The 19,331-nt window shown below is 68.5% G+C and carries 15 protein-coding genes; 11 read left to right on the top strand and 4 right to left on the bottom strand.

Annotation, left to right across the window (positions count from 1 at the left end; genetic code table 11):
- Positions 1 to 91 precede the first annotated feature (91 nt).
- Positions 92 to 1,186 carry a branched-chain amino acid ABC transporter substrate-binding protein gene (locus CGK74_RS03845; protein ID WP_094267173.1) on the bottom strand — a complete coding sequence of 365 codons (1,095 nt, stop codon included), beginning with the start codon at positions 1,184 to 1,186 and terminating at the stop codon, positions 92 to 94.
- 177 nt (positions 1,187 to 1,363) lie between these two features.
- Complete coding sequence (gene putA, locus CGK74_RS03840) at positions 1,364 to 5,074, bottom strand: trifunctional transcriptional regulator/proline dehydrogenase/L-glutamate gamma-semialdehyde dehydrogenase (RefSeq protein WP_206186172.1); 3,711 nt, start codon at positions 5,072 to 5,074, stop codon at positions 1,364 to 1,366.
- A gap of 168 nt (positions 5,075 to 5,242) precedes the next feature.
- On the opposite strand from putA, the gene CGK74_RS03835 reads away from it, so the two are divergent.
- The 7 genes from CGK74_RS03835 (at position 5,243) to CGK74_RS03805 (ending at position 12,047) form a co-directional block, all read left to right on the top strand.
- Positions 5,243 to 5,710 (top strand): Lrp/AsnC ligand binding domain-containing protein, encoded by a 468-nt coding sequence (locus tag CGK74_RS03835; protein WP_094267171.1) that lies wholly within the window; start codon positions 5,243 to 5,245, stop codon positions 5,708 to 5,710.
- A gap of 145 nt (positions 5,711 to 5,855) precedes the next feature.
- Positions 5,856 to 7,154: a glutamate--cysteine ligase gene (gene gshA / locus CGK74_RS03830; RefSeq protein WP_094267170.1), complete on the top strand. Its 1,299-nt coding sequence runs from the start codon at positions 5,856 to 5,858 to the stop codon at positions 7,152 to 7,154.
- A complete protein-coding gene (gene gshB, locus CGK74_RS03825; RefSeq protein WP_094267169.1) occupies positions 7,151 to 8,107 on the top strand; it encodes a glutathione synthase in 957 nt (318 codons plus the stop codon). The genes gshA and gshB overlap by 4 nt, the downstream gene beginning before the upstream one ends.
- The gene (locus CGK74_RS03820) at positions 8,107 to 9,174 is read left to right on the top strand and encodes an FAD:protein FMN transferase (RefSeq protein WP_206186171.1); all 1,068 of its coding nucleotides are present in this window, start codon (positions 8,107 to 8,109) and stop codon (positions 9,172 to 9,174) included. The genes gshB and CGK74_RS03820 overlap by 1 nt, the downstream gene beginning before the upstream one ends.
- Before the next feature lie 76 nt (positions 9,175 to 9,250).
- Positions 9,251 to 10,123 carry a DUF6279 family lipoprotein gene (locus CGK74_RS03815; protein ID WP_094267168.1) on the top strand — a complete coding sequence of 291 codons (873 nt, stop codon included), beginning with the start codon at positions 9,251 to 9,253 and terminating at the stop codon, positions 10,121 to 10,123.
- Between the two features lie 72 nt (positions 10,124 to 10,195).
- Complete coding sequence (locus tag CGK74_RS03810; protein ID WP_094267167.1) at positions 10,196 to 11,350, top strand: benzoate/H(+) symporter BenE family transporter; 1,155 nt, start codon at positions 10,196 to 10,198, stop codon at positions 11,348 to 11,350.
- Between the two features lie 88 nt (positions 11,351 to 11,438).
- A complete protein-coding gene (locus tag CGK74_RS03805) occupies positions 11,439 to 12,047 on the top strand; it encodes a 2-hydroxychromene-2-carboxylate isomerase (protein WP_094267166.1) in 609 nt (202 codons plus the stop codon).
- A 70-nt stretch (positions 12,048 to 12,117) separates the two neighbouring features.
- On the opposite strand, the gene CGK74_RS03800 is transcribed toward CGK74_RS03805, so the two are convergent.
- On the bottom strand, positions 12,118 to 12,843 hold the full coding sequence (locus CGK74_RS03800) for a hypothetical protein (RefSeq protein WP_094267165.1): 726 nt from the start codon (positions 12,841 to 12,843) through the stop codon (positions 12,118 to 12,120).
- An 86-nt stretch (positions 12,844 to 12,929) separates the two neighbouring features.
- Here CGK74_RS03800 and CGK74_RS03795 point away from each other — a divergent pair, with 86 nt between their 5' ends.
- Complete coding sequence (locus CGK74_RS03795) at positions 12,930 to 14,861, top strand: ATP-binding cassette domain-containing protein (RefSeq protein WP_094267436.1); 1,932 nt, start codon at positions 12,930 to 12,932, stop codon at positions 14,859 to 14,861.
- Between the two features lie 32 nt (positions 14,862 to 14,893).
- Here the strand turns inward: CGK74_RS03795 and CGK74_RS03790 are convergent, their stop codons facing one another.
- Entirely contained in the window at positions 14,894 to 16,096 is a 1,203-nt protein-coding gene (locus CGK74_RS03790) for an HD-GYP domain-containing protein (protein ID WP_094267164.1), read from the bottom strand.
- Positions 16,097 to 16,275: 179 nt separating this feature from the next.
- On the opposite strand from CGK74_RS03790, the gene thrH reads away from it, so the two are divergent.
- The 3 genes from thrH to CGK74_RS03775 all read left to right on the top strand — a co-directional run bounded on the left by thrH (position 16,276) and on the right by CGK74_RS03775 (position 19,316).
- On the top strand, positions 16,276 to 16,887 hold the full coding sequence (gene thrH, locus CGK74_RS03785) for a bifunctional phosphoserine phosphatase/homoserine phosphotransferase ThrH (RefSeq protein ID WP_094267163.1): 612 nt from the start codon (positions 16,276 to 16,278) through the stop codon (positions 16,885 to 16,887).
- Between the two features lie 8 nt (positions 16,888 to 16,895).
- Entirely contained in the window at positions 16,896 to 17,771 is an 876-nt protein-coding gene (purU, locus tag CGK74_RS03780; protein ID WP_094267162.1) for a formyltetrahydrofolate deformylase, read from the top strand.
- A gap of 144 nt (positions 17,772 to 17,915) precedes the next feature.
- Positions 17,916 to 19,316 carry an aspartate kinase gene (locus CGK74_RS03775; protein ID WP_094267161.1) on the top strand — a complete coding sequence of 467 codons (1,401 nt, stop codon included), beginning with the start codon at positions 17,916 to 17,918 and terminating at the stop codon, positions 19,314 to 19,316.
- Positions 19,317 to 19,331 lie beyond the last annotated feature (15 nt).

Genomic DNA, 19,331 nt, shown 5'->3' with positions numbered 1-19,331 from the left:
GTGCCGTCTTGTCGTTGGGTCCGGACTGTGCCGCCCGCCTCGTGGGCGGGCGGCCAGGGAGGCCCCGGCCGTGCCGGGGCTGGTGCGGAGATTACTTGGCGTAGTCGTACTTGCCGCCTTGCCAGCGGTACACGACGAAGCCCGGCGCCTTCTGGTCGCCCTTGGCGTCGAAGGCCAGGTCGCCGATCACGGTCTTGAAGGTGCCGCCGCGCATCGCCTTCTCGAGGTCGGCGTACTTGGTGCTCTTGGCCGCGGTGGCGGCCTGCTCGAACAGTTGCATCGCCGCGTAGGCGTACAGCACGTAGCCTTCCGGCTCGACCTTGGCGGCGCGGAACTTCTCGACCACCGGGGCGGCGTCCGGGTTCTTGCGCGGGTCGGGCGAGAACGTGAACATCACGTTGTCGGCGGCGGGGCCGGCGGCGGTGACGAGCTCGGAGTTGGTCATGGTGTCGCCGCCCATCACCGTCAGCTGCAGGCCCGCGGCCTGGGCCTGGCGCAGGATCAGCGCGACTTCGGTGTGGTAGCCGCCGTAGGCCATGACCTCGACGCCTGCCTGCTTGAGCTTGGTGACCAGGCCCGAGTAGTCCTTCTCGCCGGCGGTGATCGCTTCGCGCAGCGTCGGCTTCAGGCCCTTGCCTTCCATCGCCTTGGCCATCTCGTCGGCCAGGCCCTTGCCGTAGGCGCTCTTGTCGTCGACCACGGCGACCTTCTTGCCCTTGAAGCTGTCGGCGATGTAGCTGCCGGCCACCAGGCCTTGCTGGTCGTCGCGACCCATGATGCGGAAGATGTTCTTCAGCCCGCGCTCGGTAACCTGCGGGTTGGTGGAAACGGTGGCCATCGGGATGTCGGCTTCGACATAGACCTCGGAAGCCGGGATCGTCGAGCTCGAGCACCAGTGGCCGTGCATGAACACGATGCCCTTGTTCACCATCGTGTTGGCGACCGACACGGCCTGCTTCGGATCGCAGGCGTCGTCGCCCACTTCCAGCTTCAGCTTCTCGCCGAGCACGCCGCCGCGGGCGTTGATGTCGGCGATGGCCATTTCCGCGCCCTTGCGGATCTGGTCTCCGGCCGAGGCGTACTGGCCGGTCATCGGGCCGGCGATGGCGACCGGCAGATCGGCCAGGGCTGCGCTGGAGAAGCCGCCAAGCGCGAGCACGGCGGTGGCGAGCAGGGTCTTCTTCATGAAACGTCTCCTTTGTTGCTTGGGTTTGAACGGGCGCAGCCGACCGTGGTGCTGAGACCGGCGGCGATTGCGTCCCGTAAGGTAAGCGAATTTCTCCGCCTTGCCATCCGTGATGCCCCTAGCTGTGGGGCTTTCGCGGGGGTGTGATGCATCGTGATGGCCCGGTTTCGCCGCCGCTCAGGCGCCCATTGCCATCAGGCTGGCGTTGCCGCCGGCGGCCGCGGTATTGATGCTGACCGTGCGTTCGTGCACCAGCCGGCAGGTGTCGTATTCCGGCGTTGGCCGCAGCAGCGGCAGGATCGGGCCCGGACGCGCGGCGAGTTTCACGTGCCAGGCATGGGCTTCGTCGTCGCCCGTGTCGACCAGCAGGGCACCGAAGTCGCGCTCCGGCCAGCGCGCGTCCAGCGCCACCTGTGTCCGCAGCGCCTCCGGCAGCATCTGCTGCAGGCTGCGCAGCAGCGGCGTGTCGTCGAAGATGATGTGGTTGCCGGTGGCCAGCGCCACCAGCAGCTGGTGCAGCGCCGCCGGCGTGCTGGTGGCGATGCCCGCGACCGTGCCGCGCGGCACGAAGCGCAGGCTGTTGTCCTCGCCGGTGGGGCCGGGCAGGGCCAGGCGCAGGCTGCTGACGCTGCGCGCGCGATAGGCGTCGGCTCGGTCGCGCAGCACGGCGAGCTCGTCGCCCTCGAGCAGCGCGCGGCCGGCGCCGTCCAGCCAGTCGAGCAGGGCGTCCATCAGCGCGGGCGAAGCCTCATGGTCGACGCGCAGTGCGCCGTTGATCAGGTCGGGGCCGGGGCTGCGCTGCAGCAGGCGGTGCAGGTAGAGCGGACCGCCGGCCTTGGGACCAGTGCCCGACAGGCCTTCGCCGCCGAAGGGCTGTACGCCCACCACCGCACCGATCATGTTGCGATTGACGTACAGGTTGCCGACGTGGGCGCGGGCCGCGACCTGGTCCACGGTTTCGTCGATGCGGGTATGCACGCCCATCGTCAGACCGTAGCCGCTGGCGTTGATGGTGTCGATCAGCAGCTCGAGCTTGTCCGCGCTGTAGCGCAGCACGTGCAGGATGGGGCCGAACTGCTCGCGGCCGAGCTCGGCCAGTGCGTCGATCTCGATGATCGTCGGTGCGACGAAGGTGCCGTGTGCGCAGCGATCAGGCAGCGGCAGGCGGGTGACGCGGGCGCCTTTCGCCTGCATGGCCTGCACGTGGGCTTCGAGCCCGCCCTTGGCTTCGGCGTCGATGACCGGGCCGATGTCGGTGCGCACGTCGGCCGGATCGCCAACGCGCAGTTCGTCAAGCGCGCCACGCAGCATGTGCAGCACGCGCTCGGCAATGTCTTCCTGCAGGCACAGCACGCGCAGCGCCGAGCAGCGCTGGCCGGCGGAGTCGAAGCTGGAGGCCAGCACGTCGGCGACGACCTGCTCGGCCAGCGCGGTGGAGTCCACGATCATCGCGTTCTGGCCACCGGTCTCGGCGATCAGCGGCACGTTGCCGCCGCGCGCGGCGAGGCTGCGGTTGATCAGGGTGGCGACCTCGGTGGAGCCGGTGAACATCAGGCCGCGGATGCGGGCGTCGGCCACCAGCGCGGCGCCGACCGTCTCGCCGCGGCCCGGCAGCAGTTGCAGCGCTGCAGCCGGCACACCGGCGGCGTGGAACAGGCGCACCGCGGCGGCGGCGATCAGCGGCGTCTGCTCGGCGGGCTTGGCGATGACCGGGTTGCCGGCGGCCAGCGCGGCGGCGAGCTGGCCGGCGAAGATGGCGAGCGGGAAGTTCCACGGGCTGATGCACAGCACCGGCCCCAGCGCCGGATGGCTGCCATTGTCGAAGCCGCGTGCCTGCTGCGCGTAGTAGCGGCAGAAGTCGACCGCCTCGCGCAGCTCGGCCACCGCGTTGCTCCACGACTTGCCGCTTTCGCGCACGGCCAGCGCCAGCAGGTCGTCGGCGTGCCGTTCGAGCAGTTCGGCGGCGCGCTCGAGGCAGGCAGCGCGTTCGGCCGGCAGCGCGTGGGCCCAGTTGGCGGCGACGGCCGCCGAGGCGGCGAGGGCCGCCTCGACCTCGGCGCCATCGGTCTCGACGACGTGGCCGACGATGTCGTCCTGGTCGGCCGGGTTGGTTACCGTGCGGGCGCGGCTGGCGTCCGGAGCGCCGATGCCCGGGACGATCGGGCCGGCGCGGTGCGTGGTGTCGCGGTTGCGCTGCAGTGCGGCGGCGATGCGGGCCCGCACCGGCTCGCTGGCGAGATCGATGCCCGCCGAATTGACGCGCTGCGCGCCGTAAAGCTCGGCCGGCAGCGGAATGCGCGGATGCGGCGTGCCGGCGAGCGCGGCCGCCTGTTCCACCGGATCGGCGATCAGCTCGTCGATCGGCACGTTCTCATCGACGATGCGGTTCACGAAGCTGGTGTTGGCGCCGTTCTCCAGCAGGCGGCGCACCAGGTAGGCGAGCAGGGTCTCGTGGCTGCCGACCGGCGCGTAGATCCGTACCAGGCGATGGCGTTCGGCGTGGCCGACGATCTGGTCGTAGAGCGGCTCGCCCATGCCGTGCAGGCACTGGAACTCGTAGTCGCCAGCGCGCCAGGAGGTACCGCGGGAGGTGTTCTCGGCGTGATGGTAGATCGCCGCCAGGGTGTGGGCGTTATGGGTGGCGAACTGCGGGTAGATCGCGTCGCGTGCGGCGAGCAGCTTCTTCGCGCAGGCGAGGTAGGCGACATCGGTGTAGACCTTGCGCGTATACACCGGGTAGCCGGCGAGGCCGTCGATCTGCGCGCGCTTGATCTCGGCGTCCCAGTAGGCGCCCTTGACCAGTCGCACCATCAGGCGCTGGCCGCTGCGACGCGCGAGGTCGATGACGAAATCGAGCACCCAGGGCGCGCGCTTCTGGTAGGCCTGCACGACGAAGCCCAGCCCCGCCCAGCCGGCGAGCGCGTCGTCCAGCGCCAGCGCCTCGAGCAGGTCGAGCGAGATGTCCAGCCGGTCGGCTTCCTCGGCGTCGATGTTGAGGCCGATGTCGTAGCCCTTGGCCTGCAGGCACAGGGTCCTGAGCTTCGGCAGCAGCTCGGCGAACACCCGCTCGCGCTGCGACCAGGTGTAGCGCGGGTGCAGGGCCGAGAGCTTGACCGAGATGCCGTTGCCGTCGACCACGCCGCGTCCGGCCGAGGCCTTGCCGATGGCGTGGATGGCGCGCTCGTAGTCGCGGAAGTAGCGCTCGGCGTCCTCGGCGGTCATCGCCGCCTCGCCCAGCATGTCGAAAGAGTAGCGGTAGCCCTGCTTCTCGTGCGCGCGGCCGCGCTCAAGCGCTTCGTCGATGTCGCGGCCGGTGACGAACTGTTCGCCCAGCATGCGCATCGCCAGGTCCATGCCCTTGCGGATCAGCGGCTCGCCGCCGCGGGCGACAAGGCGGGTGAGCGCGGCGGACAGGCTGGCCTCGCTGCTGGTCGACACCAGCCGGCCGGTGATCAAGAGGCCCCAGGTCGCGGCATTGACGAACAGCGAGGGGCTGTTGCCGACGTGCGAACGCCAGTCGCCATCCGACAGCTTGTCGCGGATCAGGCGGTCGGCGGTGGCCTTGTCCGGCACCCGCAGCAGGGCCTCGGCCAGGCACATCAGGGCAACGCCTTCCTGGCTGGACAGCGAGAATTCCTTCATCAGTGCGTCGACGCCGGACGAGCGGCTGCGCTTGGCGCGCAGGCCGGCGACCAGGCTGTGTGCCAGTTCCTGAATCCGCGCTTGCGTGGCGTCGTCGAAACGCGCGGCCTCGACCAGCGGCGGTACGCACTCCGGCTCGGGGCTGCGCCACGCCGCGTCGATGGCGGCGCGCTGGGGCGGTCGCGGGGTGGCCGGCAGGGCGGCGGCAGCCAGGGTGGAGGCGGTGAGCGAGGCGGGGTGATCCACGGCGTGAGACTCCGGCAGGTGTCGGGTGCGGCAGGCCCCGGGGCGGGGCTGTCCGATCGGCCGAATTCTTCGCTAAAAACAACAGTTAATGGCTCCAAAATTCGAATCTATACAGTCATAATTCCCGCTCTGAAGCCAAAGCGCAGCCCAAATGGCTGTTGCACTGCAATGGATCGCATCGATTTCAAGATTCTGGCCGAACTGCAGGCCGACGCCCGCCTGTCGATCGTGGAGCTGTCGCGCCGCGTCGGCCTCACCAAGACACCCTGCGCGGAGCGCCTGCGGCGGCTCGAGAAGAGCGGCGTGGTCCGCGGCTACCACGCCGACCTCGACCCCGATGCGATCGGCGCAGGCCATATCGTCGTCGTGCAGGTGCTGCTCACCAGCACCACCGAGCAGGACCTGCGCCGTTTCAACGAGGCGGTGCGGCGTATTCCGGAGATCGAGTCCTGCCACATGATCGCGGGCGACTTCGACTACCTGCTCAAGGTGCGCACGCGGGACATCCATGAATATCGTCGCGTGATGGGCGACCAGATCTCCGGCCTGCCCTGCGTCAAGCAGACGCATACCTACGTGGTCATGGAGGTGGTGAAGGAGGCGCGCAGTCTGCCGCTGAGGCCGCCGGCGGCTTGAGCGCACACCGGCCTGGCGCCCCGGGGGGCGAGCCGTTCGAGGCGTTGTTCGCAGTCATTGGACGGCCGCGGCCTTGGTGTAACATTCCGGCCAATCCATCCGTCGCCTGCCGGCCGGCAGCGGCTCTTCCAGAGACAGACAATCCATGGTCCCGCACCTCACCACCGCCCTCACCGGGCCGCTGCTCGAGCTGGAGCGCCAGTTCCTCGACAACGCGACCGAAATCGAAAAGTGGTTCCGCAGCCAGTGGCAGGACCACATGCCGCCCTTCTACGGTTCCACCGACCTGCGCAACTCGGGCTTCAAGCTCGCGCCGGTCGACCTGAACCTGTTCCCCGGCGGCTTCAACAACCTCAACGACGCCTTCATGCCCTTGTGCGTGCAGGCGGCGCAGGCGGCGATCGAGCGCATCTGCCCCGATGCCAGCAAGCTGCTGCTGATCCCCGAGAACCATACCCGCAACCAGTTCTACCTGCAGAACGTGGCCAAGCTGGTGTCCATCCTGCGCCTCACCGGCCTGGACGTGCGCATCGGCAGCCTGCTGCCCGACATCGCCGAGCCGACCGTGCTGGAGCTGGCCAACGGCGCCACGCTGACGCTGGAACCGCTGCGCCGTAGCGGCAGCCGCATCGGCCTGGACAACTTCGACCCCTGCGCGGTGTTGCTGAACAACGACCTGTCCGCCGGCATACCGCCGGTGCTGACGGGGCTGGACGAACAGTGGTTGATCCCGCCGCTGCACGCCGGCTGGCACTCGCGCCGCAAGTCCAAGCACGCCGAGTGCTACGACCGCGTCGCGCGCGAGTTCGCGACCGCGATCGGCATCGACCCCTGGCGCATCAACCCCGAGTTCGGCGTCTGCGGCCAGATCAACTTCCAGGAGCGTACCGGCGAGGAGTGCCTGGCGGCGCAGGTCGATTCGCTGCTCACCCGCATCCGCGCCAAGTACAAGGAATACGGCGTCACCGACGAGCCTTTCGTGGTGGTCAAGGCCGATGCCGGCACCTACGGCATGGGCGTGATGACGGTCAAGGACGCTTCCGAGGTGGTCGGCCTCAACCGCCGCCAACGCAACAAGATGGCGGTGGTGAAGGAAGGCCTGCAGGTGCACGAGGTCATCATCCAGGAAGGTGTGCACACCTTCGAGACGGTGGAGGACGGCGTCGCCGAGCCCGTCGTGTACATGATGGATCACTACGTGGTGGGCGGCTTCTACCGCGTGCACACCGAGCGCGGCCGCGACGAGAATCTCAACGCGCCGGGCATGCACTTCAAGCCGCTGGCCTTCGACACCTGCTGCACCCTGCCCGACGTTGCCCAGGGGCCGGATGCGCCGCCGAATCGGTTCTACGCCTATGGCGTGGTCGCGCGCCTGGCGCTGCTGGCGGCCTCGGTCGAGATCGAGGAGACCGAGCCGGCCGAGGCAGTGGGAGAGGCGGCATGAGCCGTGCGCTCAAGCTCGCCTTCATCCTCGACCCGCTCGACGGACTCAAGGCCTACAAGGATTCCAGCATCGCCATGATGCGGGCCGCCGCTGCCCGCGGTCACCAGGTATGGACCATGCAGCGCGCTGCGCTGACCTGGCGTGACGGCGCGGTGAGCGCACGTGCATTGCCGATCCACCTGCTGGCGGGCGACGCGCCCTGGTACGCCCCGGCCGGACCCGAGCAGGCGCTGTCGCTGGCGGGTTTCGACGCCGTGCTGATGCGCCAGGACCCACCGTTCGACTTCGAGTACGTCACCGCCACCTGGCTGCTCGAGGATGCCGCGCAGGCCGGCGCGCGCGTGTTTAACAACCCGCGCGCGATCCGCGACCATTCCGAAAAGCTCGCGATCACCGAATTCCCGCAGTTCATGGCGACCTCGCTGGTGGCGCGCGACGCGGTGGACATCCAGGCCTTCATCGACGAGATCGGCGACGTCATCCTCAAGCCGCTCGACGGCATGGGCGGCAGCCAGATCTTCCGCGTCCGGAAGGACGACCCCAACCGCAACGTCATCATCGAGACGCTGACGCAGGAAGGCGCGCGCACGATCATGGCGCAGCGCTACCTGCCGCAGATCGCCGACGGCGACAAGCGCGTGCTGATCATCGGCGGCGAGGTTGTGCCGTTCTCGCTGGCGCGCATCCCGCAGGCCGGGGAGACGCGCGGCAATCTCGCCGCCGGCGGCCGCGGCGTGGCGATGCCGCTGACCGCGCGCGAACGCGAGATTGCCGAATACCTGGCGCCGATCCTGTGGGCGCGCGGCCTGCTGATCGTCGGGCTCGACGTCATCGGCGGACACCTCACCGAGATCAACGTCACCAGCCCCACCTGCATGGTCGAGATCGCCACGCAGCAGGGCTTCGACGTCGCCGGGCTGGTCATCGACAAGCTGGAGCAGGCCTGCAACTGATGGTGTCGCCCGCTTCGATGGCGGCCGGCTGGTTGCGCTGGCTCGGTCTTTTCTCCTGCATCCTGCTGCTGGGCGCTTGCTCGCGCGCCGAGGTGTTCCGCCACGAGGCCTTCGTGTTCGGCACCCGCGTCGATGTCGCCGTGTATGCGGCCGACCAGGCCGCCGCGGATGCCGCGGCCGGCGCGGTGCTGCGCGAGTTCGACCGCCTGCATCGCGCCTATCACGCCTGGGAACCGTCCGAGCTGACCACGCTGAATGCGGCGCTCGCGCGCGGCGAAACGGCGACGGTGTCGGACGAACTCGTAGCCATGCTGAGGGACGCGCAGCGCATCGCCGCCACTGGCGACGAGCTGTTCGATCCGGCGCTGGGCGCGCTGGTGGCGCTGTGGGGTTTTCATACCGACACCTTCGTGCCGGTGCGTCCTGACCCCGACAAGCTCGCGGCCCTGCTCGCCGCCAGGCCGCGTATGAGCGACCTCGTCATCGACGGCAATCGCATCAGCAGCCGCAACCCTGCGGTGCAGCTCGATCTCGGCGGCTACGCCAAGGGCTATGCGCTCGACCGTGCCGCGGCCATCCTGCGCGAGCAGGGCGTGGCCAACGCGCTGATCAACATCGGCGGCAACGTGCTGGCGCTGGGGCGCAAGGGCGACCAGCCCTGGCGCATCGGCATCCAGCATCCGCGCGAGCCCGCGCCGCTGGCCACGCTGCCGCTGTACGACGGTGAGGCGGTCGGCACCTCGGGCGACTACCAGCGCTACTTCATGCTCGACGGCGTTCGCCACGCTCACCTGCTCGACCCGCGCACTGGCCAGCCTGCACACGGCACGCAGTCGCTCACCCTCCTGGTGACGCCCAAGGGCGCGGCGGGCGAGGCGGTCGGCACCCTGTCCGACGCCGCAAGCAAGCCCGCGTATCTTGCCGGCGATGGCTGGCGCGAGCAGACGCGCCGCTTCGGCATCGAGCATGCGCTGCGCGTGAGCGATGACGGCCGCGTCGAGGTGACGAAGGCGCTGCGCGCGCGGTTGCAGTTCATCGGCGACATCAAGCCGGTCGTCATCGACTGACGACATCGAGCACGCCGGGCACGGCTCACCGCTGTCCGGTGCGAACTTTGTCCGCGGTGCCGCGCTCTGAGCGCACATGATCGCTCGCGCAAGATTGCTGATCCTGCTGTGTTCCGCGCTGCTGCTCGGCGGCTGCGGCGTGCGCTTCGCCTATTCCCAGCTCGACTGGCTGGTGCCCTGGTACCTGCGCGACTACGTCAGTTTCGACGCTGGCCAGCGCAGCCTGCTCGACCAGCGGTTCGCCGCGCGGCTCGACTGGCACTGCCGCGCTCATCTGCCCGACTACGTCGGCCTGCTGCGCGAGGCGCGCGACACCCTGCAGCGCGAGCGCATCGGCGCGCACGAGCTCGAGCCCTTCCTGCGCCAGGGCGAGGCGTGGTGGGACGAGCTGCGCACGGAGCTGGTCGACGACGCCGGTGTGCTGCTTGCCGGACTGTCGGACGAACAGGTGGCCGAACTGGCGGCGGCCTTCGAGCGCCGGGATCGCGACGCGCGCAAGGAATTCCTCGGCGGCAGCGCCGAGGCGCGCCGTGCGGCGCAGGTCGAGCGCATGGAAAAGCGCCTGCGCAACTGGTTCGGCCGTCTCGATGCCGGCCAGCGCGCGCTGGTCGCGGCCTGGAGCGACGCCTTGCAGCCCACCACCGAGCAGTGGCTCGAGAATCGCCACCAATGGCAGCAGGGCGTGATCGACACACTGCGGGTGCGCCATGACCCGCAGAAGTTCTCCGCCCGCATCGCCGCGCTGCGCGCCCCGCTCGACGCCAGCGCCCCTGCCGCGCATCACGCGCAGGTGGCGCACAACCGGCAACTGACCCTGCAGTTGCTGGCCGACGTGTTCAATGCCGCTTCCCCGGCGCAGCGCGAACGACTGCTCGCCGAGATCGACGGACTCGCCGCGCAGTTCGACAGGATGGCCTGCGCCGGGCCGAGGGTGGCGACGGCGGGCTGAGCGTCCTGGCCGCGCAGGGGCGGGTCAGCTATTCTGCCCCGCGTTAATCCCGCGGCAGTCCTCAGATCCCCCATGCGTTCCTACCTCGCTCCGCTTTCCGCCGGTTTCGTCACCGTTCTCGTCGGCTTCACCAGCTCCGCCGCCATCGTCTTCCAGGCGGCGGAAGCGGCGGGCGCGACGCCGGCGCAGATCAGTTCATGGATGTGGGCGCTCGGCATCGCGATGGGCGTGACCTGCATCGGCCTGTCGCTGCGCTATCGCGCGCCAGTGGTCACCGCCTGGTCGACCCCGGGCGCGGCCCTGCTGGTGACAGCGCTGGCTGGTGTGAGCCTCGAGCAGGCGACTGGTGCCTTCATGTTCTGTGCCTTGCTGATCCTGCTGGCGGGCGTGACGCGTGGTTTCGAGCGCGTGATGGACCGCATTCCGCCCGGTATCGCTGCCGCGATGCTGGCCGGCGTGCTCGTGCGCTTCGGCATCGAGGTGTTCGTGGCGATGGGTCAGCGTTTCGGGCTGGTGTTCGCGATGTTCGTCGCCTACCTGCTCGCACGGCGCCTGTGGCCGCGCTATGCCGTGCTGATCGTGCTGGCGCTCGGCAGCGCGGTCGCGGCGGCGCAGGGCCTGCTGAACTTCGACATGCTGAGGCTGGAGACGGCGGCGCCGGTGTTCACGATGCCCGAGTTCGACTGGCAGACGATGATCGGTGTGGGCGTGCCGCTGTTCGTCGTGACGATGACCTCGCAGAACGTGCCCGGCGTGGCGGTGATGCGCGCTGCCGGTTATGGCAAGGTACCGGTGTCGCCAGTGGTGAGCTGGACCGGGGCGGTAAGTCTGGTGCTCGCGCCCTTCGGCTGCTTCGCGATCAACCTCGCGGCGATCACAGCCGCGATCTGCATGGGGCGCGAGGCGCACGAGGACCCGGCGAAACGCTACCTGGCCAGTGTGTTCGCCGGGGCGTTCTACCTCCTGGTGGGGGTGTTCGGTGCCACGGTGGGCGCGCTGTTCGCCGCCTTCCCGCGCGAGCTGGTGCTGGCCGTCGCCGGCCTGGCGCTGTTCGGCACCATCGGCGGCGGGCTGGCGACGGCGATGAAGGACGAGGCCCAGCGCGAACCCGCGCTGGTGACCTTCCTCGTGACCGCGTCCGGGCTGTCGCTGGGCGGCATCGGTTCGGCGTTCTGGGGCGTGGTCGCCGGCGCGCTGGCGCTGTGGGTGCTCAACTGGCGAAAGTGAGTGGCCGCCTCCCGGGCACGGTCCGAGCGCTCGGCATGCTCATCGCCTATAGTGGAGGGCCGGTTCAGCGTCCCTCCAGGAGTCCGTCATGTCCCGTCCCGTCGTCGAGTTCTGGTACGAGTTTGCCAGCACCTATTCCTGGCTGTCCGTGATGCGCATCGAGCCGCTCGCCGAGGCGGCGGGAGTCGAACTGGTGTGGAAACCCTTTCTGCTCGGGCCGGTGTTCATGGCGCTAGGCTGGAACGACTCGCCATTCAACATCTATCCACCGAAGGGGCGCTACATGTGGCGCGACCTGGAGCGCCTGGCGGCCAAGCACCACTTGCCGTTCCGCAAGCCCAGCGGCTTTCCGCGCAACAGCGTGCTGGCGGCGCGGGTGGCGTTGGTCGGTGTGGGCGAAGGCTGGGTGGCGCCGTTCTCGCGTGCGGTGATGAACGCGAACTTCGCCGAGGACCGGGACATCGGTCAGCGCGAGGTGATTGCCGACATCCTCACGGCGCAGGGGCTGGATGCCGAGGCGGTGATCGCCCGCGCGCTGGCCGATGCCAACAAGCTCGCACTGCGCTGCCAGACCGAGCGCGCAGCGGAACTAGGCCTGTTCGGCGCGCCGAGTTTCCGCGTCGGCGATGAGCTGTTCTGGGGCAACGACCGGCTCGAGGACGCGCTGGACTGGGCGCGGGGCGTTCGACCGCTGTAAGGCTGCGGTAGACGGCGATGGCAATCAGGGGTGCGCCCGGGGCCTTGCCCCGCGCGTAGGTCCTCGCCCCCTACTTCTTCTTCGCGGCCTGTTCTTCTTCGTACTTGCGCAGGCGCTCTTCGTAGCGGGCGCGATCGCGCGCGGCGGCTTCGGCGCGCGCAGCGGCCTCGGCCTCGGCTTGGGTACGCTTGGCGGCACGTTCGGCGTCGCGGGCGTTGCGTTGCGCCTCGGCCGTCGCGGCGGCGTCGCTTGCAGATTGAGCGCGCTCGCGGCGGATGCGATCGGCTTCGGGGGTCGGCGCGATGTCGACATCGGGCGAGGGCACCGGGATGACGGTGGCGCCACGCTGGGCCGCGGCGGGGTCGGGGGCCGGTGCCGCGGGCTCGGTGGGCGGGGCGAGACGCTGGCTGGCCTGCACTTCGGCCGCGGCGCGCTGGCGTTGCGCGAGATCGATCTGGCGTGCCTCGGCTTCCAGCGCACGGGCGCGCTGGATGGTGTCAAGGCGCTGGCGCTTGGCCTGGTCGATGCACCGGTTCACCAGGAACTTGTCGTAGCACCCCGCCTCGGTCGCCTTGAACGTGGCCTCGGCCTCGTCGCGCAAGGCTTTCCCCTGTGCCTCGAGCTCGGCCCGGCGCGCATCCTCGGCGACACGCTGCGCGCGTTCGGCAGCATCGGCTTCGGCCTGTGGCGCAGGGGCCGGCTGGGCGAGGACGGCCGGCGACAGCGACAGCAGGGCGACGGCGGACAGGGACAGGATGCTGCGGGGCAGGGCGGGGAAGATGCTGAGGCGGGACATGCGCGCAAGGTTCCGGGGACGATTCGCTTGGCGCGTAGAATAGCGCCTTTACCTGCTTTCGCGGCCCTGCGGCCGTGTATCCGTTCGTGATCAGTCTTCGCAATTTGCGCCTCGCGCGCGGCGCCAAGGTCCTCATCGAGGGCGCCTCGCTGCAGATCCACCCCGGCTGGAAGGTCGGCCTCACCGGCGCCAACGGCAGTGGCAAGTCCAGCCTGTTCGCCATGCTGCGCGACCAGCTCCACCCCGACCAGGGCGACCTCGACATGCCGCCCGGCTGGGTGATCGCCCACGTCGCGCAGGAAACACCCGGCTTGTCGCAGCCGGCGATCGACTATGTGCTCGACGGCGATGCCGAGCTGCGCCGCATCGAGGCCGAGTTGGCGGCAGCCGAGGCGGCCCACGACGGCTCGCATATCGGAGAGCTCCACGCCCGCCTGCACGAGATCGGTGGCTATGCGGCGCGCGCGCGCGCGGCGGCACTGCTTGACGGCCTCGGCTTCCTGCCCGCCGACATCGAGCGTCCGGTGTCCGATTTCTCCGGCGGCTGGCGCATGCGCCTGAACCTGGCGCAGGCGCTGATGTGCCGGTCCGACCTGCTGCTGCTCGACGAGCCCACCAACCACCTCGACCTCGACGCGGTGATCTGGCTCGAGGCCTGGCTGCGCGACTATCGGGGCACCTTGCTGCTGATCTCGCACGACCGCGAGTTCCTCGACGCCTGCGTGACCCATATCGCCCACATCGAGCAGCAGAAGCTCGCCCTCTACACCGGCGGCTACTCCGACTTCGAGCGCCAGCGCGGCGAGCGCCTGTTGCAGCAGCAGGCGATGTTCGAGAAGCAGCAGCGCGACATCGCGCACATGGAAGACTACATCCGCCGCTTCCGCGCCAAGGCGACCAAGGCGCGCCAGGCGCAGAGCCGGATCAAGGCGCTCGAGCGCATGGAGCGCATCGCCGCGGCGCATGTGGACACGCCCTTCAGCTTCGCTTTCCGCGACGCGCCGCCGGCGCCCGACCCCTTGCTGCAGATCGAGGACGGTGCGGTGGGCTACGGCGACAAGACGGTGCTGGAACGCATCACGCTCACGCTGCGCCCCGGCGAGCGCGTCGGCCTGCTCGGGCGCAACGGCGCCGGCAAGTCGACACTGATCAAGCTGCTCGCGCACGAGCTTCGACTTGCCACTGGCCGCCGCCTGGAGGGCAAGGGCCTCGCCACCGGCTACTTCGCCCAGCACCAGCTCGAGACCTTGCGCCCGGACGAGTCCGCGCTGCAGCACATGGTGCGCCTCGACCCGCAGACGCGCGAGCAGGAACTGCGCGACTACCTCGGCGGTTTCGACTTCCGTGGCGACGGCGTGGGTGGCACTTCGACGCCTGCGACCACCCCCTGCGGGCCGTTCTCGGGCGGCGAGAAGTCGCGTCTTGCGCTCGCGCTGCTGATCTGGCAGCGGCCCAACCTGCTGCTGCTCGACGAGCCGACCAACCACCTCGACCTCGAGATGCGCCACGCGCTGACCATGGCGCTGCAGGACTACGAGGGCGCAATGGTGCTGGTGTCGCACGATCGCGCGCTTCTGCGTGCCACCTGCGACCGCTTCCTGCTGGTCGACGGCGGGCGCATCCAGCCCTTCGACGGCGACCTCGACGACTACCGCGACTGGCTCGCCACCCGGCGTGCCGAGGTGGCCGCGGCGGCGGCCTGTCCCGACCAGGCCGCCGACAAGGCGGCACGCAAGGCCGACCGCGTGCAGGCCGCCGCCGACCGCCAGGCGCGCCTGGTGGCGCGCCGGCCGCTGGTGAAGGAGATCGAGCAGATCGACAAGCGCCTGGCGGCGTGGAACAAGGAAAAGGCCGAGATCGACGCGCAGCTCGCCGATCCGGCGTTCTATACCGGCCCGCAGGCGGGTGAGGTGCCGGCGCTCAACAAGCGCCAGGCCGAACTCGCCGGGCGCATCGAGGAGGCCGAGCTGCGCTGGCTGGACCTGCACGAGGCGCTGGAGGCGATTCCCGCCGACTGAAGCGGGCGACCTCGCAGCCTGCTGCCGATGGCCTATTCCGGCAGCCAGCGCGCGGGGTCGATGTCCCAGGCTTCGAAGTCCTCGTGGCCGACGATGCGGTCCTGCGAGTGGCGCAGGTCCACCGTCTCGGGCGTCAGGTAGTAGCCGCGGGTGTGGAAGATCACCTTCACCACCGGCTGCATCAGATTCTCGGGGTTCTGCGCCTGCACCACGGCCAGGCGGCGGCTTTCGAGGCGTACCAGCGAGCCGGTGGGATAGATGCCCACGGCGCGGATGAAGGCCTGCACCAGCGTCGGGTTGAAGTGGAACTTGCTCCACTCCAGCAGCTTGCGCAGCGCCTCGGTGGGCGCCATGCCCTTGTGATAGACGCGGTTGGAGGTGATCGCGTCATACACGTCGACGATCGCGCCCATCTGGCCGTAGAGGCTGATCTCGTCGCCCTTGAGCTTGTTCGGGTAGCCGGTGCCGTCGAAGCGCTCGTGGTGCTGCGCCGCCACGTCCAGCGCGATCTGGCTGATGCCCGGCGTGCCCTGCAGGATGATCTTGCTCTGCACGACGTGGCTCTTCATCTTGACGAACTCGGCGTCGGTGAGCTTGGCCGGCTTGTTCAGGATATCGTCGGGCACCTTGGCCTTGCCCACGTCGTGCAGCAGGGCGCCGACGGCGATCTCGTGGATGATGTCGCGGGGCAGTTCCAGCGTGCGCGCGAACGAGGTCATCAGCGTGCATACCGAGACCGAGTGCTGGAAGGTGTATTCGTCGTGGTCCTTGAGCCGCGCCAGCGGCAGCATCGCGTCCTGCTGGCGGAAGATCGAGTCGACGATGCGCTCGACCAGCGGCTCGATCTGCTCGAGCTGGATCTGCTTGCCCAGCCGGATGTCGCCCATCATGTCGCGCACGATGCGGTTGGCTTCGCTATGAAGGTTGCGGGCGCGTTCCACCTCCCGCTGCACCGAGACGCGCCGAACCGGCGCCGCAGCGTCGGTGGCGATCGCTTCGAGCACCTCGTCCACCTTGTGGGCGGCTTCTTCCTGCGTCGGCGCCTCCTCGACATCGAGCCCTTGCGCGGTGTCGATGTAGATCTCGTGCACACCCAGTTCGCGCACCTTGGTGACGTCCTCGTCGGACTTCACCGCGAAGCGGTTGCGCAGAAAGTTATGCTCCATCCACCCGCAGTTCAGGTCGTGGATATACATGCCGGGCTGGAGCTTCTCGATCGGGATGAGCTTGATCATGTGGAGTCTGGTCTGGATTTGCCAGAATTATCCGATTCGCGGGCCTGGGTCGCCACGGCGACTTTGCCCGAAGCGAGAAGTTGTCCACATCCGGCATGCGGCTTGCCCGCGCCGCGCCCGCGCCGGAGGCGAATGCTAGAATCGCGCCTTCGCCAAATTCTTGTCCGCAGGAGCATCCGGTGCGTATCGTCTGTCTCGACCTCGAAGGTGTGCTGGTCCCCGAAATCTGGATCGAATTCGCCGAACGTACCGGCATTCCCGAGCTGCGCCGCACCACCCGCGACGAGCCCAACTACGACACGCTGATGAAGTACCGCCTGAACATCCTGGCGGAGAAGAAGCTCGGGCTGCCCGACATCCAGGACGTGATCGCCAGCATGGGCCCGATGGAAGGCGCGCGCGCTTTCCTCGATGACCTGCGCGATACCTATCAGGTCGTGATCCTGTCCGACACCTTCTACGAGTTTGCCAAGCCGCTGATGAAGCAGCTCGGCCTGCCGACGCTGTTCTGCCACAGCCTCGAGGCCAACGCCGAGGGCATCCTGGTCAACTACCATCTGCGCATGCCCGACCAGAAGCGCGAGGCCGTCAGGCGCTTCAAGGAACTGAACTTCAAGGTCGTGGCTGCGGGCGACTCCTACAACGACACCGCGATGCTGGGCGAAGCCCACGGCGGCATCCTGTTCCATCCGCCGGAGAACGTCGTGCGCGAGTTCCCGCAGTATCCGGTGGTGCGTGACTACGCCGCACTGCGCGCCGAAATCGACAAGGCATTCGCCCGCGCCGGCTGATCGAGACCATGCACCGCGAACGCTTCTACACCCTGTCCGCCTCCTGCCCCGACCGCGTCGGCATCGTCGCCAAGGTCTCCGGCTTCATCGCCGAGCACAAGGGCTGGATCCTCGAGACCTCGCTGCACGCCGAGCCGCCGCAGGACGACAATACGGTCGGCCGCTACTTCATGCGCATCGAGATCAAGGCCGACTCGCTGCCCTTCCACCTCGCCGAGTTCCGCGAGCGCTTCCGGCCCCTGGCCGAAGAGCTCGAAATGGAGTGGAAGATCAGCGACTCCGCGGTCAAGAAGCGCGTGGTGATGCTGGTGAGCAAGCAGGAGCACTGCCTGTACGACCTGCTCGCGCGCTGGCAGTCCAAGGAGCTCGATATCGAGATCCCGTGCGTGATCTCCAACCACGACACCTTCCGCGGTTTCGTCGAGTGGCACGGCATTCCCTTTCACCACGTGCCGGTGACCGCCGACAACAAGGCCTCGGCCTACGCCGAAGTGCAGCGCATCTTCGAGGAAGTGCGCGGCGACACCATGGTGCTTGCGCGCTACATGCAGATCCTGTCGCCGGAGCTGTGCGCCGCGTATCCGGGCCGCATCATCAACATCCATCACAGCTTCCTGCCCAGCTTCGTCGGCGCCAAGCCCTACCACCAGGCCTGGGCCAAGGGCGTCAAGCTGATCGGCGCGACCTGCCACTACGTCACCGCCGACCTCGACCAGGGACCGATCATCGAGCAGGACGTGATCCGCATCGATCACTCGGACGCGGTTGAGGACATGGTGCGCTACGGCAAGGACATCGAGAAGACCGTGCTGGCACGCGGCCTGCGTTACCACCTGGAAGACCGGGTGCTGGTGCACGGCAACAAGACCATCGTGTTCCGCTGAGCGATCGGCGCGGCAGCTGCGCACCGCGCGGCCGGGACCGTGGTCCGCCTATGTCCAAATCCCCGTCGAGACAATACGATGTCGGGTTTCGGGCGGTCCGCAAAAAGAACTGGGATACACCTCATGCAAAACTCGGGAAAAAACATGCTCACGGTCGAGAAAATCGGTGGCACGTCGATGTCGGCATTCGGCGACGTGCTGCGCCACATCATGCTCCACGACAAGTCGCGCATCTACGGGCGCATCTACGTGGTGTCCGCCTACTCGGGCGTGACGAACCAGCTGCTGGAGCACAAGAAGACCGGCGAGCCCGGCATCTACGCCCTGTTTGCCGACGGTGCGGACTACCATGCCGCGCTCGACGGCCTGGCGGTCAGCCTGAAGAAGCTCAACGCCGGTTTTGCCGAACTCGGCCTGCCGCTGGACGTGGCCGACGCCTTCGTCGACACCCGCATCGGCGAGGTCAAGAAGTACCTCGACGCGATGCACCACGTGCTCGCCAGCGGCTACATCAGCCGCAAGGACGTGCTGCTGGCCGCGCGCGAGGTGCTGGCCTCGATCGGCGAATCGCACAGCGCGTTCAACAGCGTCGAGATGCTCAAGGCCAATGGCGTCAACGCCATCCTGCTGGACCTGGCCGGCTTCCACGACGATGAGGCCTGGAGCATCGATGAACGCATCCACAACAGCTTCAAGGGCCTGGATCTCGCCAATAACGTCATCGTCGCCACCGGTTACACCAAGGGCACCGAAGGCATCATGCGCGAGTTCGACCGCGGCTACTCCGAGGTCACCTTCAGCAAGATCGCCGTCGAGCTGCGTCCCGCCGAAGCCGTCATCCACAAGGAGTTCCACCTGTCCTCGGCCGACCCCAACGTGGTCGGGCTCGAGAATGCGGTGGTCGTGGGCGCGACCAACTACGACGTCGCCGACCAGCTCGCCGACGTCGGCATGGAGGCGATCCACCCGAAGGCGGCCAAGCCGATCGAACTGGCGGGCATCGCGATCCGGCTGAAGAACACCTTCGAGCCCGATCATCCGGGCACGCTGATCACCAAGGACTACGTTGGCGAACGCGCCCGCGTCGAGATGGTGACCGGCAGCGACAAGGTCACGCTGGTCGAGATCCACGACCCCAGCATGGTGGGCACCGTCGGCTTCGACCTCGGGCTGATGGAGATCTTCTGCCAGCACGATATCTCCTACATTCTGAAGGCGACCAACGCCAACTCGATCGCCCACGTGCTGTGGGAAAGCTCGGTGACGCCGGCACTCATCGCCGAACTCGAGGCGCGCTACGAAGTGGTGACCGTGAAGCCCAGCGCCATCGTGTGCGCGATCGGCTCCAACATCAGCATTCCCGGCGTGCTCGCGCGCGCGGCGCAGACGCTTGCCGACGCGGGCGTCAACGTCAACTGCGTGTCGCAGACCCTGCGTCAGGTGAACATGCAGTTCATCATCGAGCGCGGCGACTACAAGAAGGCGATCGTGGCCCTCAATCAGGCGCTGTGCGTCAATCCCGGCGTGCCGGTGCCGCGGGCCTGAGCGTCCGGCCCGGCG

Origin of the sequence: Thauera propionica, from assembly GCF_002245655.1 — a bacterium.
GTDB lineage: Bacteria > Pseudomonadota > Gammaproteobacteria > Burkholderiales > Rhodocyclaceae > Thauera > Thauera propionica.
This window is presented reverse-complemented; position numbering and strand designations above follow the sequence as displayed.

Excerpts from the sequence above, each read along its gene's own strand:
- CGK74_RS03815 (WP_094267168.1), top strand. The coding sequence starts at position 9,251 with ATGATCGCTCGCGCAAGATTGCTGATCCTGCTGTGTTCCGCGCTGCTG.
- CGK74_RS03810 (WP_094267167.1), top strand. The coding sequence starts at position 10,196 with ATGCGTTCCTACCTCGCTCCGCTTTCCGCCGGTTTCGTCACCGTTCTC.
- CGK74_RS03835 (WP_094267171.1), top strand. The coding sequence starts at position 5,243 with ATGGATCGCATCGATTTCAAGATTCTGGCCGAACTGCAGGCCGACGCC.
- CGK74_RS03845 (WP_094267173.1), bottom strand. The coding sequence starts at position 1,186 with ATGAAGAAGACCCTGCTCGCCACCGCCGTGCTCGCGCTTGGCGGCTTC.
- CGK74_RS03805 (WP_094267166.1), top strand. The coding sequence starts at position 11,439 with ATGTCCCGTCCCGTCGTCGAGTTCTGGTACGAGTTTGCCAGCACCTAT.
- purU (WP_094267162.1), top strand. The coding sequence starts at position 16,896 with ATGCACCGCGAACGCTTCTACACCCTGTCCGCCTCCTGCCCCGACCGC.
- CGK74_RS03775 (WP_094267161.1), top strand. The coding sequence starts at position 17,916 with ATGCTCACGGTCGAGAAAATCGGTGGCACGTCGATGTCGGCATTCGGC.
- gshB (WP_094267169.1), top strand. The coding sequence starts at position 7,151 with ATGAGCCGTGCGCTCAAGCTCGCCTTCATCCTCGACCCGCTCGACGGA.
- gshA (WP_094267170.1), top strand. The coding sequence starts at position 5,856 with ATGGTCCCGCACCTCACCACCGCCCTCACCGGGCCGCTGCTCGAGCTG.
- CGK74_RS03800 (WP_094267165.1), bottom strand. The coding sequence starts at position 12,843 with ATGTCCCGCCTCAGCATCTTCCCCGCCCTGCCCCGCAGCATCCTGTCC.
- CGK74_RS03790 (WP_094267164.1), bottom strand. The coding sequence starts at position 16,096 with ATGATCAAGCTCATCCCGATCGAGAAGCTCCAGCCCGGCATGTATATC.
- CGK74_RS03820 (WP_206186171.1), top strand. The coding sequence starts at position 8,107 with ATGGTGTCGCCCGCTTCGATGGCGGCCGGCTGGTTGCGCTGGCTCGGT.